Origin of the sequence: Mesorhizobium sp. M0410 (assembly GCF_040321435.1) — a bacterium.
Lineage (GTDB): Bacteria > Pseudomonadota > Alphaproteobacteria > Rhizobiales > Rhizobiaceae > Mesorhizobium.
Genome location: NZ_JAMYRN010000001.1, coordinates 70,939 through 84,649, shown reverse-complemented (window position 1 = coordinate 84,649; position 13,711 = coordinate 70,939). Strand labels below are relative to the sequence as shown.

At 62.9% G+C, this 13,711-nt stretch carries 13 protein-coding genes and 1 pseudogene; 7 read left to right on the top strand and 7 right to left on the bottom strand.

The window, feature by feature from the left end; translation table 11 throughout:
* Window positions 1-23: 23 nt before the first annotated feature.
* The 6 genes from NKI63_RS00380 (at window position 24) to NKI63_RS00355 (ending at window position 4,278) form a co-directional block, all read left to right on the top strand.
* Entirely contained in the window at window positions 24-1,562 is a 1,539-nt protein-coding gene (locus NKI63_RS00380; RefSeq protein ID WP_254815991.1) for a DegQ family serine endoprotease, read from the top strand.
* A 131-nt stretch (window positions 1,563-1,693) separates the two neighbouring features.
* The gene (locus tag NKI63_RS00375) at window positions 1,694-2,305 is read left to right on the top strand and encodes a molybdopterin-dependent oxidoreductase (protein ID WP_352820164.1); all 612 of its coding nucleotides are present in this window, start codon (window positions 1,694-1,696) and stop codon (window positions 2,303-2,305) included.
* The gene (locus tag NKI63_RS00370) at window positions 2,302-3,048 is read left to right on the top strand and encodes an FAD-binding oxidoreductase (protein WP_352480240.1); all 747 of its coding nucleotides are present in this window, start codon (window positions 2,302-2,304) and stop codon (window positions 3,046-3,048) included. Before NKI63_RS00375 ends, NKI63_RS00370 begins: the two co-directional genes overlap by 4 nt.
* Window positions 3,049-3,488: 440 nt before the next feature.
* The gene (locus NKI63_RS00365; protein ID WP_352480241.1) at window positions 3,489-3,692 is read left to right on the top strand and encodes a DUF680 domain-containing protein; all 204 of its coding nucleotides are present in this window, start codon (window positions 3,489-3,491) and stop codon (window positions 3,690-3,692) included.
* Window positions 3,693-3,763: 71 nt separating this feature from the next.
* Window positions 3,764-3,970: a DUF680 domain-containing protein gene (locus tag NKI63_RS00360; protein ID WP_352820162.1), complete on the top strand. Its 207-nt coding sequence runs from the start codon at window positions 3,764-3,766 to the stop codon at window positions 3,968-3,970.
* A 68-nt stretch (window positions 3,971-4,038) separates the two neighbouring features.
* On the top strand, window positions 4,039-4,278 hold the full coding sequence (locus tag NKI63_RS00355) for a DUF680 domain-containing protein (RefSeq protein WP_254815996.1): 240 nt from the start codon (window positions 4,039-4,041) through the stop codon (window positions 4,276-4,278).
* 80 nt (window positions 4,279-4,358) lie between these two features.
* Here NKI63_RS00355 and NKI63_RS00350 read toward each other — a convergent pair whose 3' ends face one another.
* The 5 genes from NKI63_RS00350 to NKI63_RS00330 all read right to left on the bottom strand — a co-directional run bounded on the left by NKI63_RS00350 (window position 4,359) and on the right by NKI63_RS00330 (window position 10,916).
* Window positions 4,359-5,471, bottom strand: a complete 1,113-nt coding sequence (locus tag NKI63_RS00350) for an ABC transporter ATP-binding protein (RefSeq protein WP_352480043.1) — start codon at window positions 5,469-5,471, stop codon at window positions 4,359-4,361.
* A 25-nt stretch (window positions 5,472-5,496) separates the two neighbouring features.
* Window positions 5,497-7,161 carry a beta-galactosidase BglA gene (gene bglA / locus NKI63_RS00345; protein WP_352505919.1) on the bottom strand — a complete coding sequence of 555 codons (1,665 nt, stop codon included), beginning with the start codon at window positions 7,159-7,161 and terminating at the stop codon, window positions 5,497-5,499.
* A 4-nt stretch (window positions 7,162-7,165) separates the two neighbouring features.
* A complete protein-coding gene (locus tag NKI63_RS00340) occupies window positions 7,166-8,320 on the bottom strand; it encodes a carbohydrate ABC transporter permease (protein WP_352505918.1) in 1,155 nt (384 codons plus the stop codon).
* 1 nt (window position 8,321) lies between these two features.
* Complete coding sequence (locus NKI63_RS00335; RefSeq protein WP_352505917.1) at window positions 8,322-9,335, bottom strand: carbohydrate ABC transporter permease; 1,014 nt, start codon at window positions 9,333-9,335, stop codon at window positions 8,322-8,324.
* A gap of 225 nt (window positions 9,336-9,560) precedes the next feature.
* Window positions 9,561-10,916 carry an ABC transporter substrate-binding protein gene (locus NKI63_RS00330; protein WP_352686578.1) on the bottom strand — a complete coding sequence of 452 codons (1,356 nt, stop codon included), beginning with the start codon at window positions 10,914-10,916 and terminating at the stop codon, window positions 9,561-9,563.
* Between the two features lie 353 nt (window positions 10,917-11,269).
* Here NKI63_RS00330 and NKI63_RS00325 point away from each other — a divergent pair, with 353 nt between their 5' ends.
* The gene (locus NKI63_RS00325; protein WP_031213013.1) at window positions 11,270-12,292 is read left to right on the top strand and encodes a substrate-binding domain-containing protein; all 1,023 of its coding nucleotides are present in this window, start codon (window positions 11,270-11,272) and stop codon (window positions 12,290-12,292) included.
* A gap of 327 nt (window positions 12,293-12,619) precedes the next feature.
* Here NKI63_RS00325 and NKI63_RS00320 read toward each other — a convergent pair whose 3' ends face one another.
* The gene (locus NKI63_RS00320; protein ID WP_352686581.1) at window positions 12,620-13,288 is read right to left on the bottom strand and encodes an anti-sigma factor; all 669 of its coding nucleotides are present in this window, start codon (window positions 13,286-13,288) and stop codon (window positions 12,620-12,622) included.
* A pseudogene (locus tag NKI63_RS00315) lies at window positions 13,285-13,688 on the bottom strand (sigma-70 family RNA polymerase sigma factor). Before NKI63_RS00315 ends, NKI63_RS00320 begins: the two are co-directional and overlap by 4 nt.
* Window positions 13,689-13,711 lie beyond the last annotated feature (23 nt).

The following is a 13,711-nucleotide window of genomic DNA, read 5'->3' as shown; positions in this document are numbered from 1 at the left end:
AATCTCTCGCCCGGACAACGGCCATGTCACCAATTCAGACCCTTCGCAGACATCGCGTCGCCGCTCTGCTGGGCGCAGCGTTGATCGTCAGCCCTTTCGCCCTGCCTCTCGCTCCCAGGCTGAATGATGTCCTGGCGGCAACGGTCACCCCTCCCGTCACCGGCATGACGGCGCCGAGCGGCTCGTTCGCGCCGGTCGTGGCGGCCGATAAGCCGGCGGTGGTGACCATCACGACGGTCATGAAAGTACAACAGCCCGACACCATGAGCGACGCCTCTCCCTTTGGCGGAACCTCCCCTTTCGACGACTATTTCCGCCATTTCTTCGGTGACCAGGGATTGCCCGCTCCCAAAACACCGCCGGAACAGGCGCCGCGCACCGAGGCGCTCGGTTCAGGCTTCATCGTCGCCAGCGACGGCACCATCGTCACCAACAATCACGTTGTCGATGGCGCCCAATCGATCAAGGTGACGCTCGACGACGGCACCGAGCTTCCCGCCAAATTGATCGGCCATGACGCCAAGAACGATCTTGCCGTGCTCAAGGTCAAAGCCGGCAAGCCCTTGCCGACCGTCAGATGGGGCGATTCCGACAAGCTCATGCCGGGTGACCAGGTGCTCGCCTTCGGCAATCCTTTCGGCCTTGGCACCACGGTCACGGCCGGCATCGTCTCGGCGCGCGGCCGCGACCTGCACAGCGGGCCGTTTGACGACTTCATCCAGATCGACGCACCGATCAACCGGGGCAATTCCGGCGGCCCGCTGACGGATGTGAACGGCAATGTCGTCGGCATCAACACGGCGATCTTTTCGCCGAATGGCGGCAGTGTCGGCGTCGGCTTCGCCATCCCCTCCGACCAGGCGCAAAAGGTCGTCGCCAAGCTGATGAAGGGCGGCTCCATCCAGTACGGCTACCTGGGCGTCCAGATCCAGCCGGTGACGCCTGATATGGCGAGCGCCATCGGCCTCGATCACCCCGCCGGCGTGCTCGTCGCGCAGGTCAGCGACGGATCGCCGGCCGCCAAGGCCGGCATCGAGACCGGCGACGTCATCACCAGCTTCGCCGATCGCGACATAAAGGACCCAAGGGACCTGTCGCGCGCTGTCGCCGACGTTGCGCCCGGCACAAGGGAAACCCTCAATGTCTGGCGCAAGGGCCAAAGCCTGCAGATCTCGGTCGAGATCGGGCGCAACGAAGACGACATGGCAACGGGATCGGTGACCGGCGATCAGGGTCAGCCGTCGACGGAGCAGGGCCTCCGTGCACCGGCGCTCGGTCTGCGCCTGATGGATGTCACCCCGGATGTACGCCAGGCAATGAACCTGGCAGGCAACCAGCACGGCGCACTGGTCGAGCGCGTCGACCCGAACAAGGCGGCATCGGCTTCCGGCATCCAGCCCGGCGATATCATCGTCGCCGTCGACCAGCATCCGGTGAGAAGCGCCAGGCAGGCTAACCAGGCGATCGTGCAGGCTGCCAAATCCGGCAAGAAATCGGTGCTGCTGCTTGTCCAGCGCGGCGACGCCCAGATGTTTGTCGCCGTCCCCTTCGCCAGTGGCTGAGGCAGGCGCCGCGCTGCCAAGATCGATGGAGGCATTGCCGCCAGGCCGAGCCAAGATTTCGGTTGCCCGCGCGCGCGTCTTCGAGAAAACTGACAAAGGTCGATTGGACCTTGCGCAAACGGATATTCTCGATGGCTACCCGAGGCTTCTCTTCCGGACGAAAGCCGCCGACGGATACGGGTGCACGTATCCCGCCGGGGCAATATCTCGAGCAAGGTTTCCCGGTCCTGTCGGCCGGCCCGACGCCGCATATGCGCACCGAGGATTGGTCGTTCACGCTTAAGCACGGGCCGCGGCCGATCAAGAAGTGGAACTGGGCCGAGTTCAACGCGCTGCCCCTGACCAAGATGACGCGCGACATCCATTGCGTCACCGCATGGACCAAGTTCGACACGGCGTGGCAGGGCGTGCTGGTCGACGACATCCTTGCCGACGCCGGCATCGAGCCGCCCACCGCCTTCACGCTGGCGTTGGGTTTCGACGGCTATTCCACCAACGTGCCAACGAAGGATCTCACCGGCGGCAAGGCGATGGTGGCGCTGCTTTACGAGGGCAAGCCGATCACCCCCGACCATGGCGGCCCGGCGCGGCTGCTCGTTCCGCATCTCTATTTCTGGAAATCGGCCAAATGGCTGAACGGGCTGCAGTTCACCGAGCGTGACGAGCCGGGTTTCTGGGAGTTGCGAGGCTATCATATCTATGGCGACCCGTGGCGCGAGCAGCGCTGCACGAACGATCCATGAGCGACGCACCGGCGGCGCAGTCGCCCTGGCAGATAGTCACCATCACCCGCATCCAAAAGCGCACGCCGCGCGTCACCAGCTTTTTCCTGCAGCCGTCTCGGCCCTTCGCCTACCGTGCCGGACAGCATGTAGATGTCAGGTTGACGGCGCCTGACGGTTATCAGGCGCGGCGCTCCTACTCCATCGCCTCGGCACCGGAGACCGGCGAGACCATCGAGCTGGCGATTGAAAAACTCGAGGACGGCGAGGTCTCGCCGTTCTTTCACGAGATCGCGGCGGTGGGCGACGAGTTCGAATTGCGCGGGCCGCTCGGCGGCCATTTCGTCTGGTCCGACGGCGATGGCGGACCGCTCCTGCTCGTCGGCGGTGGGTCGGGCGTGGTGCCGCTGATGTCGATGGTCCGTCACCGGGCGATGCGGGGGTCTCTGGTTGCCGCCGCCCTGGTGGTTTCGGCGCGGGTCTGGGACGAGGTGATCTTTCGCGACGAGCTGATCGACCTCGCCGAGCGCCGGGATGGCTTCGACCTGGTGCTGACGCTGACGCGCGAGCCAGCCCGCCGTCCGGCGGATTATGCGCGGCGGGTCGACGCCGCGATGATGGTGCAAGCCATGACCAGGCTGCCCGCGCCGCCGAAGCTGGCCTTTGTCTGCGGCTCGAACGCATTCGTGACGGCCGCCGCCGAGGCACTGATCGATGCCGGGGTGCCTGCGGCTCTCATCCGCACCGAACGCTACGGGGTCTGACCCGGTTCTGCTTGCCCGGTTGCTGCCTTTGCCGGCCGGCCTAAACGGGCCGGAATCCGGCAGAACGGCGAGGCCGTGCTTGGCTGAAATGGTTAACGATTCGACAAACAACCCCGGCTGCGACTTTTATCGGTTTAAAAAATCGAACCGAACGGTTCGTTTCTGTTGACAATGCGTGCAGGACGCTGTGAACGCTGCCTTCCAAGTCACCTTGCAGTCAGACCGAGGCGACGGGCTATCTTGTTGACATTAAACGGTAAAAATGTGGCGGAGGGAGTCCGTGGCACAATTTCAAGGTGTAGATTCTTGGTCCACACCAAACAACTTCGTGATTGGAAACTGGCCATTGGCTTTCCCACATCGGGGCGGTCCGAACGACGCGAACTCCTCCCAAGACACGCCGCTAGACGGACTGAGACTAAGATACTGGAGTACTAAAAATGAAAAAGATCGCTCTTGCCGCCGTCGCCGTTTTGGCCATCACCGGCAGCGCCTTCGCCGGCAGCGACAATTATGGTTCCAATGGTGCGAACCAGCCTGCCGCCTCGGGCGACAGCTCGTACACGGCTTCCATTCAGAAGCCGGCTGATGCTGACAAGCAGCCTGTCCAGGGCGCCGACCGGAACCTCTTCGGCAACAACTAACAGCCGATCCCAGCATCAGGGCGGCGGGCATATCCGCCGCCCGGGATCTGAAAAAATTCAGGAGTATTGAAATGAAAAAGATCTTTCTTGCCGCCGTCGCCGTTTTGGCCATCACCGGCAGCGCTTTCGCCGGCAGCGACAATTATGGTTCCAACGGAGCCAACCAGCCGCCTGTCGCGGTCGACAGCTCGTACACGGCCTCCCTCAAGAAGTCGGATCAGGCTGAAAAGCAGCCGGTCGGCCAGGGCGCCGATCGCAACCTCTTCGGCAACAACTAACAGCCGATCCCACCATCAAGGCGGGCGGGCATGCCCGCCGCTTTGATCCGAAATCCAGGAGTATCCAAATGAAAAAGATTGTTCTTACTGCCGCCGCTCTCTTGATTGCCGCCGGCGGCGCCTATGCCCAAAACGACAATGTTGGCGGGAGCGACATCAATAAGCAGTCGACCGTCAATGTCGACAAGACGCAGACGTATTCGGTGCGTGACAGCAACTCGCCGATCTACAAGTTGCTGAATTCGTCTGGCGATGTGCCCAAGTCCGCGCCTCAGGGCGCCGACCGCAACCTCTTCGGCAACAACTAACAGCCGAACCGGAATTCCAGATAAGAGCGGCGGGCCATGCCCGCCGCTCTTGTCTTTTGCGTGGCGGAAAAACGCCTGCCTCAAGCCGCCTTTGCTTCTGCTTCATGGAGCGCGAAGGAGTGTCCGTCCGCGTCGAAAATATGCAGGTCGCCGGCATCCGCCGTCAGCCGCATCGACGCCCCGCGCTTGACCTCGACATTGCCCGGCAGCTTGGTCACCAGCGGCAGGTCGGCGCGGCCGATGTCGACATAGACGAGTTGGACCTCGCCGAGTTGCTCGACATAGTCGACCGTCCCTTCGAACAAATAGTCGGCGCCGGCTGCGATCATCAGATCCTCCGGCCGCACCCCGAAGCTCACCGCAGCGCCTTTCGCCGAGGCAGGCGTTGCGATCGGCACCGTTGCCTTGCGGCCGCCGACATGGCTGACGACCGTCGGGTTGCCGGTCCTGTCGATCGTCGCCGGCAGGATGTTCATCGCCGGCGAGCCGATGAACTGGGCGACGAACAGGTTGCCGGGCCGCTTGTAGAGCTCCATCGGCGTGCCGACCTGTTCGATATGGCCTTCCTTCAGCACCACGATGCGGTCGGCCAGCGTCATGGCCTCGACCTGGTCGTGGGTGACATAGATCATCGTTGTGGCCGGCATCGATTCCTTGAGCTTGGCGATCTCGATGCGAGTGGCGACGCGCAGCGCCGCATCGAGGTTGGATAGCGGCTCGTCGAACAAGAAGACCTTGGGATTGCGCACGATGGCGCGGCCGATGGCGACACGCTGGCGCTGGCCGCCCGACATCGCCTTGGGCAGGCGGTCGAGATATTTGGTCAGCTGCAGGATCTCGGCCGCCTGGCGCACCCGCTTGTCGATCTCGGCCTTGCTTTCCTTGCCGATCTTCATCGAGAACGCCATGTTGTCGTAGACGGTCATGTGCGGATAGAGCGCATAGGACTGGAACACCATCGCGATGCCGCGCTTTGACGGCGGCACGTCGTTGACAATCTCGCCGTCGATCTTGAGCTCGCCCGAGGTGATCTCCTCCAGCCCGGCGATGCAGCGCAGCAAGGTGGACTTGCCGCAACCAGACGGACCGACGAAGACGATGAATTCGCCCGACTTTATGTCGAGGTCGACGCCGTGCAGAATGTTGAGATTGCCATATGATTTCCTCACTTGCCTTAGCGTGACATCGGCCATGGTACTCTCCAGTTCTTCCTTGAATTCAGTCGATACGCCCGAACCAGGCGCCGTAGCCGCCGAGGCGGATAGTGCCGGCGCCAGTCTGTCCCGAAAACCCGTGTCCCGGCAAGGGCTGCAGTGAGCGGCCGTCAAGATCGACCTCGGCCGGCTTTGCGCCGAGATTGAAGGCGCAGACGATCTGCTCGTTGCCTTCGCGGCGTGTGAAGGCGACGGTGTCGCCCTCGCTTTCGATGAACTCGATATCGCCCTTGGCCAGTGCCGGATGAGCACGGCGGAAAGCCAGGAAGCGCCGGTAGTGCTCGAGCAGCGAGCCGTCGTTGCCTTGCTGCACATTGACCGCTTGCGCAAGGTGCTTGGCCGGCACCGGCAGCCAGGGCTTTGCCGTCGAGAAGCCGCCATTGCGGGCAGCGCCGTCCCAAACCATTGGCGTGCGGCAGCCGTCGCGGCCCTTGAATTCCGGCCAGAAGCGGATGCCGTACGGGTCCTGCAGATCCTCGAAGCTGAGTTCGGCCTCGCTGAGCCCGAGCTCCTCGCCCTGATAGATGCAGACCGAGCCGCGCAACGACATCAGCAGCGCCGAGATGACCCTGAGGTACGCGGTCGGGTCCGGCTCGCCGGCTGCCCAGCGCGAGGCAGGGCGCATCACGTCATGGTTGGAGAAGGCCCAGCACGACCAGCCATCGCTGGCCACCTTGCCGAAGGTTTCCAGCACCGAGCGCACCTTTGCCGCGCTGATCTTCTCCGGCGCCAGGAAGTCGAAGGAGTAACACATATGGACGCGCTTGCCGCCGGCCGTATAGGCCGCCACGACTTCCAGCCCACGCTGCGAATCGCCGACTTCGCCAACCGCGGCCGTGGCCGGATATTCGTCGAGCAAGGCGCGGAAGCGTTCGAGGAAGCCGAGGTTTTCAGGCCGGCTCTTGTCGTAGAGATGGTCTTGGTAGTTGTAGGGGTTGACGGCCGGCGCCGTCTGGTCGTTGCGCTGCTCGGGCGGCAGCGGCGGATTGTCTTCCAGGCCTTGGCTGTGGAAGTAGAAATTGATGGTATCGAGGCGGAAACCATCGACGCCGCGCTCCAGCCAGAAGCGGGTGACATCGAGCAGCGCGTCCTGGACCGCGCGGCTGTGGAAATTGAGGTCGGGCTGCTCGGCCAGGAAATTATGCAGGTAATATTGCTGGCGGCTGGTGTCCCACTGCCAGGCCGAGCCGCCGAAGATCGAGAGCCAGTTGTTGGGCGGCGTGCCGTCCGGCTTGGCGTCCGCCCAAACATACCAGTCGGCTTTTGGATTGCTTCGGCTGGAGCGGCTCTCCTTGAACCAGGGATGGACGTCGGCGGTGTGCGAGAGCACCTCGTCGATCATCACCTTGAGGCCAAGCCGGTGCGCCTCGGCGGTGAGCGCGTCGAAGTCGGCGAGCGTGCCGAACATCGGATCGACGTCGCAATAATCCGACACGTCGTAGCCAAAGTCCTTCATCGGCGATTTGAAGAACGGCGAGATCCAGATGGCGTCGACGCCGAGCGAGGCGATGTAGGGCAGCCGGCCGATGATGCCCCTGAGGTCGCCGATGCCGTCGCTGTTCGAATCCTGATAGCTGCGCGGATAGATCTGGTAGATCACGGCACCTCGCCACCAGTCGCGATCGATAGCAAGATCGGGCTTCGGAGTGGCCTTCAAAGCGGATTGCATGATCTCAACCTCCTTTCACCGAGCCGGCAAGCAGCCCGCGGACGAAATAGCGCTGCAGCGAGAAGAACACGATCAGCGGCACGATGATGGTAACGAAGGCCGATGTCGTCAGGATCTCCCAGTCGCCGCCGCGCGAGCCGAGCAACGCATTGAGCTTGGCGGTCAGCACGATCTGGTCGCCCTCGGTACCAAGGAAAACCATTGCCACCAGCAGATCGTTCCACACCCAGAGAAACTGGAAGATGGCGAACGAGGCCAGCACCGGGAACGACAATGGCAGCACGATCTTGACGAAGATCTCGAAATCGCTGGCGCCGTCGATGCGCGCCGATTCCATGATCTCGCGTGGCAGGCCGGCAATATAACTCCTCAACAGATAGATGGCGAAGGGCAGGCCGAAGCCGGTATGCGCCAGCCAGATGCCGAGATAGGTCTTCGACGGCACTCCGAAGAAGCTGCCGACGCCGTTGTAGAGCTTCAGCAGCGGGATCAGCGACATCTGCAGCGGCACGACCAGGAGGCCGATGATGACGGCGATGAGCAGAGCCCGGCCAGGAAAGCGCATCCAGGCCAGCGCGTAGGCTGCGAACGCGGCGATCAGGATCGGGATGACGGTGGCCGGAATGGTGACGGTCAGCGAGTTCATGAAGGAGCGGCCGATGCCTTCCGAAAACAGCACCGTGTCGTAATTATCGGTGGTGAATTTCGGCGGCGCCGAGGAGGCGTAATAGACGCGCTGGCCGCGTTCGCCTTCGAAAGCCTTCGGCGAGGTCATGACGAAACTGCCGTCGGCATTGAGCTGCAGGGTCACGCCGTCGCCGAGATCGGCTGTCGTGCCGGCGGGATATTGCGTCGGCGCTGCCGACTTGATGCCGAAGGCGCTGATGTTGCGGGCAGGGCCGTCGCCGAAGATATTGCCTTGCAGAACGAACTTGCCGTCCTTCTCGACCTGCGCCGAGGCGGGCGGCAGCCGTCCGGCTTCCGTCTGGCTGGAACTGGTGAACGAGTTCCACCAGCCCGAAGCGATGATCTGGTCCTTGTCGCGCAGCGACGAGACCAGAATGCCGAGCGTCGGGATCGTCCAGATCGCAACGAAGATGAAGACGGCGATATGGACGCCGAAACGGCTGACAAAGGACTTTCCGGTCGCCACGGCCATCTCAATGTCCCTCCGTCTCTTTGTTCGCCTGGCGGATGTTCCAGACCATGATCGGAATGACCGCTATCATGATGATGATGGCGATGGTGGCGCCGCGGCCGAAATCGCCGCCGCCGCGGAACATCCAGTCGAACATCAGATTGGCCAGCACCTGGCTGTTCCACTGGCCGTTGGTCATGGTCAGCACGATGTCGAAAACCTTCAGCACCAGGATGGTGATGGTGGTCCAGACGACGGCGATGGTGCCCCAGATCTGCGGCACCATGATCTTCCAGAAGATCTGGAAGGGGTTGGCGCCGTCGATCACGGCGGCTTCCAGCGTCTCTTCCGGAATGCCGCGCAAGGCCGACGACAGGATGACCATGGCAAAGCCGGTCTGGATCCAGATCAGGATGACCATCAGGAAGAAGTTGTTCCAGAACGGCAGCGATATCCAGACCTGCGGCTGGCCGCCGAAATACTGGATGATGGCGTTGAGCAGGCCGATCTGTGTCTGGCCCTCGCCGCGATACTCGTAGATGAATTTCCAGATGACGCTGGCGCCGACGAAGGAGATGGCGAGCGGCAGGAAGATCAGGCTCTTGGCGATGGTGCCCCACCAGATCTTGTCGGTGAGCACGGCGATGATCAGGCCGAGGAAGGTGCAGGCGGCTGGCACCACCGCCAGCCACATGATGTTGTTGAGGATCGAATTGCGGAACTCACGGTCGCCGAACGCCCATTGATAGTTGGCCAGGCCGACGAAATGGGCGCCGCCGCGATCGAGGAACGACAGCCTCAGCGTCTCCACCACCGGGTAGATCAGGTAGATAGTGAGGATGATCATCGCCGGGCCGACGAACAGCCAGGGCCGGATCACCCCCTGCCAGCGCAGATTGTCGATCGCCGCCTTGCCGGAAACGCCGCGTGCCGGAAAGATCGTGTCGAGTGCCTTGTTGGCACCCCAGAAATAGGCGACGCAGCCGCCCACGCCGATGATGATGACGAATATCGCCGAAAAAATCTGAGCCGCCATGGGTCCCTCCCCCTGCGCACGGATCCGCCAGTCGAGAATGGCTTTGGCGACGGGATCATGCGCCGATTCAGTTGTCTGGAGCGCGACCAGCCGAAAAGCAGGTCACTGGGCGCGCGTCATGCCGGAATGCGTCGTGCTCACGACAATCGACGCGACGCCAGGCACCGAAGAAGGTCCGGGCCGTTTGAGGCCCGGACCGCATCACATGGGACTCGAGCCGGCCGCTTACTTGATCGCGTCCCAGCTTTTCTGGATGTCGGTGGCGACGTCCTGGGCGGACTTGCCACCGACCAGGTCGATCATGCCGGTCCAGAACGCGCCGGCGCCGATCTTGCCCGGCATCAGGTCGGACCCATCGAAGCGGAAGGTCGAGGCGTTGGCCAGGATCTCGCCCTGCTTCTTCAGCGCGTCGCTGGCATAGGCGTCCTTGTTGACCGACTTGAACGGCGTCACGAAGCCGCCCTGTGCCATCCAGATCTCATGAGCGAGCGGCAGCTTCAGGAATTCGATGAACGCGCGGGCACTCTTGCTATCTTTGGTGATCATGGCCAGCGTGCCGGCGCCGAGCACCGGAGTGCCGAGCTCGGGCTTGGAGGCGTAGGGCGGGTAATAGAAGAAGTCGGCATCCTCGCCGATCTTGGTGCCTTGCGGGAAGAAGGTCGGGATGAACGATGCCTGGTGGTGCAGATAGCATTTCGGCGGCACCGAGAAGAGGCCCTTCGGGCTGTCGCGGAAATCGGTCGCCGCAACCGCCTTGGCGCCGCCCTCGACCATCTTGTCGTCGGTCGCGATCTTGCCGAAAATGTCGATGGCGTTGACCACGGCCGGATCGTTGAACGGAATTTCGTTCTTTACCCATTTGTCGTAGATCTCGGGCGTCTGGGTGCGCAGCATGATGTCTTCGACCCAGTCGGTCGCCGGCCAGCCGGTGGCGCCGCCCGAACCAAGCCCGATGCACCATGGCGTGCCGCCGTCGGCGATGATCTTCTTTTCGAGCTCGGCAAGCTCTTCCTGCGTCTTCGGCACCTTGTAGCCGGCTTCCTCGAAATTGTCCGGCGAGTACCAGACCAGCGATTTCACGTCGGCCTTATAAGGAAAGGCGAAGAAGCCGGGCTTGCCGTCCTTGTCCTTGAAGGTGCCGAGGTCGACCCAGGATTGGCCCGCGCCGTAATTGTCCTTGACCCAGTTGGCCGTGTCGTCGCCGAGCGGCGTCAATAGGCCTTTCGATGCCAGATCCTGGATCAGGCCCGGCTGCGGCAGCACGGCGATGTTGGGCGGGCTGCCAGCCTGCGTGTCGATGACGATCTGCTGCTCGTAATTCTCCGACGAGGAATACTTGATCTCGGCGCCGGTGGCTTCGGAGAAGTAATCGAGAACGGTGCGGATAAGCCCTTCGTCCTCGCCGCGCCACGGCCCGAAGATCGTCAGTGTCTCGCCCTTGAGGTCGACCTTCTTGAGCTCTTCGTAGTTGGCCCAGTTGAAACGGGGATCTTCGCCCGGCTTGAACTTCAGTTCGGCTTGCGCGGGCATGGCCAGGGCGAGCGTGGCAAACGCAGCGCCCAGCAGAAGCATTTTTTTCATCGGTATTCCCTCCCAGTGGTGACAAACACCGAACGAAACCTCCATTCCGTCCGCCGGCGCCGCAGGACTGTGACTCAGTCGGAAAGGAACTGCAACCTTTCGTGGAGTCTTCCAAAGCGCTTTGGTCATTTTTGATCTCGCCACTGAATTGATCGCGAGTCAAGAGGAAGCCAGGCTAATCGATTTAATTTCTCCGGCCGGGTGCCGGCAAAAGTGCGCTGCAGCACAGTTTTCTGGCGGTGCAGCAGCAAATTCGGCTTCAAACCGGTCCGAACCGTGCGTATGGTCACTGCGCTCGGCAACGCGGCCAGATCGTTTCAGATTAAAAGCGCTTTGAGGTTTGGAGGCCTCCGGTGAACCTCAAGCAGCTCTCCCACATGCTAGCGCTTTCGCAGACCACGGTGAGCCGCGCATTGAACGGCTACCCGGAAGTCAACGAGGAAACGCGCCGGCGGGTGGTCGATGCCGCCAAGCGTCATGGCTATCGCCCCAATCCGAGCGCCCGCCGGCTGGCGACCGGCAAGACCGGCATGATCGGCTATGTGCTGCCGACGGGAACGACCGTTGATATCGACCCGCATTTCGTCGAGTTCCTGTCCGGCCTCGGCGACTATGCGCGTTCGCACGAGCTCGACCTGGTGCTGTCACCGGCCGATGCCGACGACCAGGAGACGACCTACCGCCGCATTGTTGCCAACCGGCAGGTCGACGCGGTCTATATCTCCTCGCCGAGGCCGGCCGACCGCCGGGTGGCGCTGGTCAATACGCTCGGCATTCCCTTCATCGTCCACGGCCGCAGCGAAGGCTTCGATTTCGACTATCCCTTCACCGACATCGACAATGAAGGCGCCTTCCACGAGGCGGCGCGGCTTCTCGTCCAGCTCGGTCACAGGCGTCTGGCGCTTATCAATGGCGACGATCGCGAGACCTTCGCCATACATCGCGAGCGCGGCGTGCGGCGCGCGCTTGCGGCAAGCGGCCTGGTGCTTCGTGATCAGCATGTCTGTTCCCTGACAATGACCGAGGAGAACGGTTATCGCGCCGCCAGGCGTCTGCTGGAACAAAGCGACGCGCCGACGGCGATCGCCTGCTCCAGCCTGATCATGGCGCTCGGCGTGGTGCGCGCGGTGCGCGATCTCGGCCTGACCATTCCGGGCGACCTGTCGCTGATCGCCCATGACGACGTCTTTCCCTGGCTGAAGCCGGAAAATTTTTCGGTGCCGCTGTCGACGACGCGTTCATCGATCCGCCTGGCCGGCGCACGCATCGCCGAACGGCTGGCGGCGCGGATTTCCGGCTTGGAGGAGGGCGCTCGCGGCGAGGTCTGGCCGGTCGACCTGGTGGTCAGGGGATCGGTCGCCGGCGCACCGGCCTAGGGATCAAAACTCAATTACCCTGAGCGACCGAGTTCGAGCCCATATCGGTCATTTGAGGTAACCGGCCGATTGAGTTTTGCCCCCAATATCTGATGCCCAACATTATGCAGCGGCTTCGGGAGAACGGCATGACGCCGACCGGGCGGCCATCCGGAATGCCGAAGCGCACCAGCGTGTTGCCGAGCAGCCGCCTTGGCGCAGTCGGCGTCGGCAGCACGTCCCCGGTTCAGGCAGTCGATCTCCGCCTGGGTGAGGTTAGGATCGTTGGTTTGTGCGACGGCAGACGTGGCGAAGATTGTAATCGTCGCCGTCAATCGAACGACCGCCTTAGCCGCCATCAGCCGGTTTCCTTCCCTCCAGGGCAGCTTCGGTGAAAGGCTGGGCGGCAATAAGGCCAAGCAGTTTCTGATAGTCGGCGGCGGTTTTGGCCGGAACGCCGAGCCGGAAAACGCCGTCGGCGGTGGGCCCGCCGGCGATCGTCAACTGGTTCTTGTCGAGAAAAGCGACGATGTCGGACAGCTTCGCATCCGGTTTGAACTTCACAAGGGCAAACGGCATTTTGGCCAGATCGTCGTCCGATCCGGCAATCTCGAAATCGCCATCTCTGTTGCCGGTCTGCACAAAGGATTGCGTGACGACCAGGGCCAGCAGCACCGCGGCCGCGGCCCAGGCAATGCCGGCGGGCGCCGCCATGAAGCGGCTCCAGGCCTGCGCCAGCCAGGACGATGCCGCCGGCCCGCGGGCGGGGCCGGCCTCGGCATCGAGCGCCTTGGCAAAGCGGCTGAGCGCATCGGCAGGCGGGCGGATTGCCTCGTTTGCGGCAGCGGTGCCGGAGAATTCGGCCTCGGCCTCGCCTAGTGCGGCCATCGCCGCCGGATCGCTTGCCAGCCATTCCTCGATGGCTTCGAGCTCGGTGCCCTCCAGCGAGCCGTTCAGATAAAACGGCAGCAGCATTTCCATTTCGTCGCGGCGCGACATCTTTTCAGCGGCGCTCATGGCCACCCCCTGTCGTAACCGGCGGCCTTGAGGGCTTCGCCGAGTTTCTTGCGGGCGAAGAACATCCTGGTCTTGACCTGGCGACCGGGATGCCGAGTACCTCGCCGATCTCGCTCACCGATTGCCCGTGATAATAGGCAAGGTCGATCACCGTACGGTGCTCTTCCGGTATGGCATCGATGAAGCGTCGCAAGGCAGCGGCCTTGTCTTCTTTCATCGTCACGATTTCCGGCGTGTCGGCACCGTCGGCGATATCGTCGGCCATCAGTTCCGATCCCGTCTGGCGTGCGGCGAAGCGGTAGACGCGCGCGTGGTGGCGCATGAACAGGAGCCGCACGGCGGCACGGTCGCCCTTCGCGACGCGCTCGACGAGCGCGCGATCGGTCTCCGCGGCAGTCATCGCCGGTCGAGCCGCCTGGCTCC

What these genes read in the sequence shown, in the direction of transcription:
- NKI63_RS00330 (WP_352686578.1), bottom strand. Translation starts at nt 10,916, where the DNA reads ATGAAAAAAATGCTTCTGCTGGGCGCTGCGTTTGCCACGCTCGCCCTG.
- NKI63_RS00355 (WP_254815996.1), top strand. Translation starts at nt 4,039, where the DNA reads ATGAAAAAGATTGTTCTTACTGCCGCCGCTCTCTTGATTGCCGCCGGC.
- NKI63_RS00380 (WP_254815991.1), top strand. Translation starts at nt 24, where the DNA reads ATGTCACCAATTCAGACCCTTCGCAGACATCGCGTCGCCGCTCTGCTG.
- NKI63_RS00350 (WP_352480043.1), bottom strand. Translation starts at nt 5,471, where the DNA reads ATGGCCGATGTCACGCTAAGGCAAGTGAGGAAATCATATGGCAATCTC.
- bglA (WP_352505919.1), bottom strand. Translation starts at nt 7,161, where the DNA reads ATGCAATCCGCTTTGAAGGCCACTCCGAAGCCCGATCTTGCTATCGAT.
- NKI63_RS00375 (WP_352820164.1), top strand. Translation starts at nt 1,694, where the DNA reads ATGGCTACCCGAGGCTTCTCTTCCGGACGAAAGCCGCCGACGGATACG.
- NKI63_RS00335 (WP_352505917.1), bottom strand. Translation starts at nt 9,335, where the DNA reads ATGGCGGCTCAGATTTTTTCGGCGATATTCGTCATCATCATCGGCGTG.
- NKI63_RS00370 (WP_352480240.1), top strand. Translation starts at nt 2,302, where the DNA reads ATGAGCGACGCACCGGCGGCGCAGTCGCCCTGGCAGATAGTCACCATC.
- NKI63_RS00365 (WP_352480241.1), top strand. Translation starts at nt 3,489, where the DNA reads ATGAAAAAGATCGCTCTTGCCGCCGTCGCCGTTTTGGCCATCACCGGC.
- NKI63_RS00340 (WP_352505918.1), bottom strand. Translation starts at nt 8,320, where the DNA reads ATGGCCGTGGCGACCGGAAAGTCCTTTGTCAGCCGTTTCGGCGTCCAT.
- NKI63_RS00360 (WP_352820162.1), top strand. Translation starts at nt 3,764, where the DNA reads ATGAAAAAGATCTTTCTTGCCGCCGTCGCCGTTTTGGCCATCACCGGC.
- NKI63_RS00320 (WP_352686581.1), bottom strand. Translation starts at nt 13,288, where the DNA reads ATGAGCGCCGCTGAAAAGATGTCGCGCCGCGACGAAATGGAAATGCTG.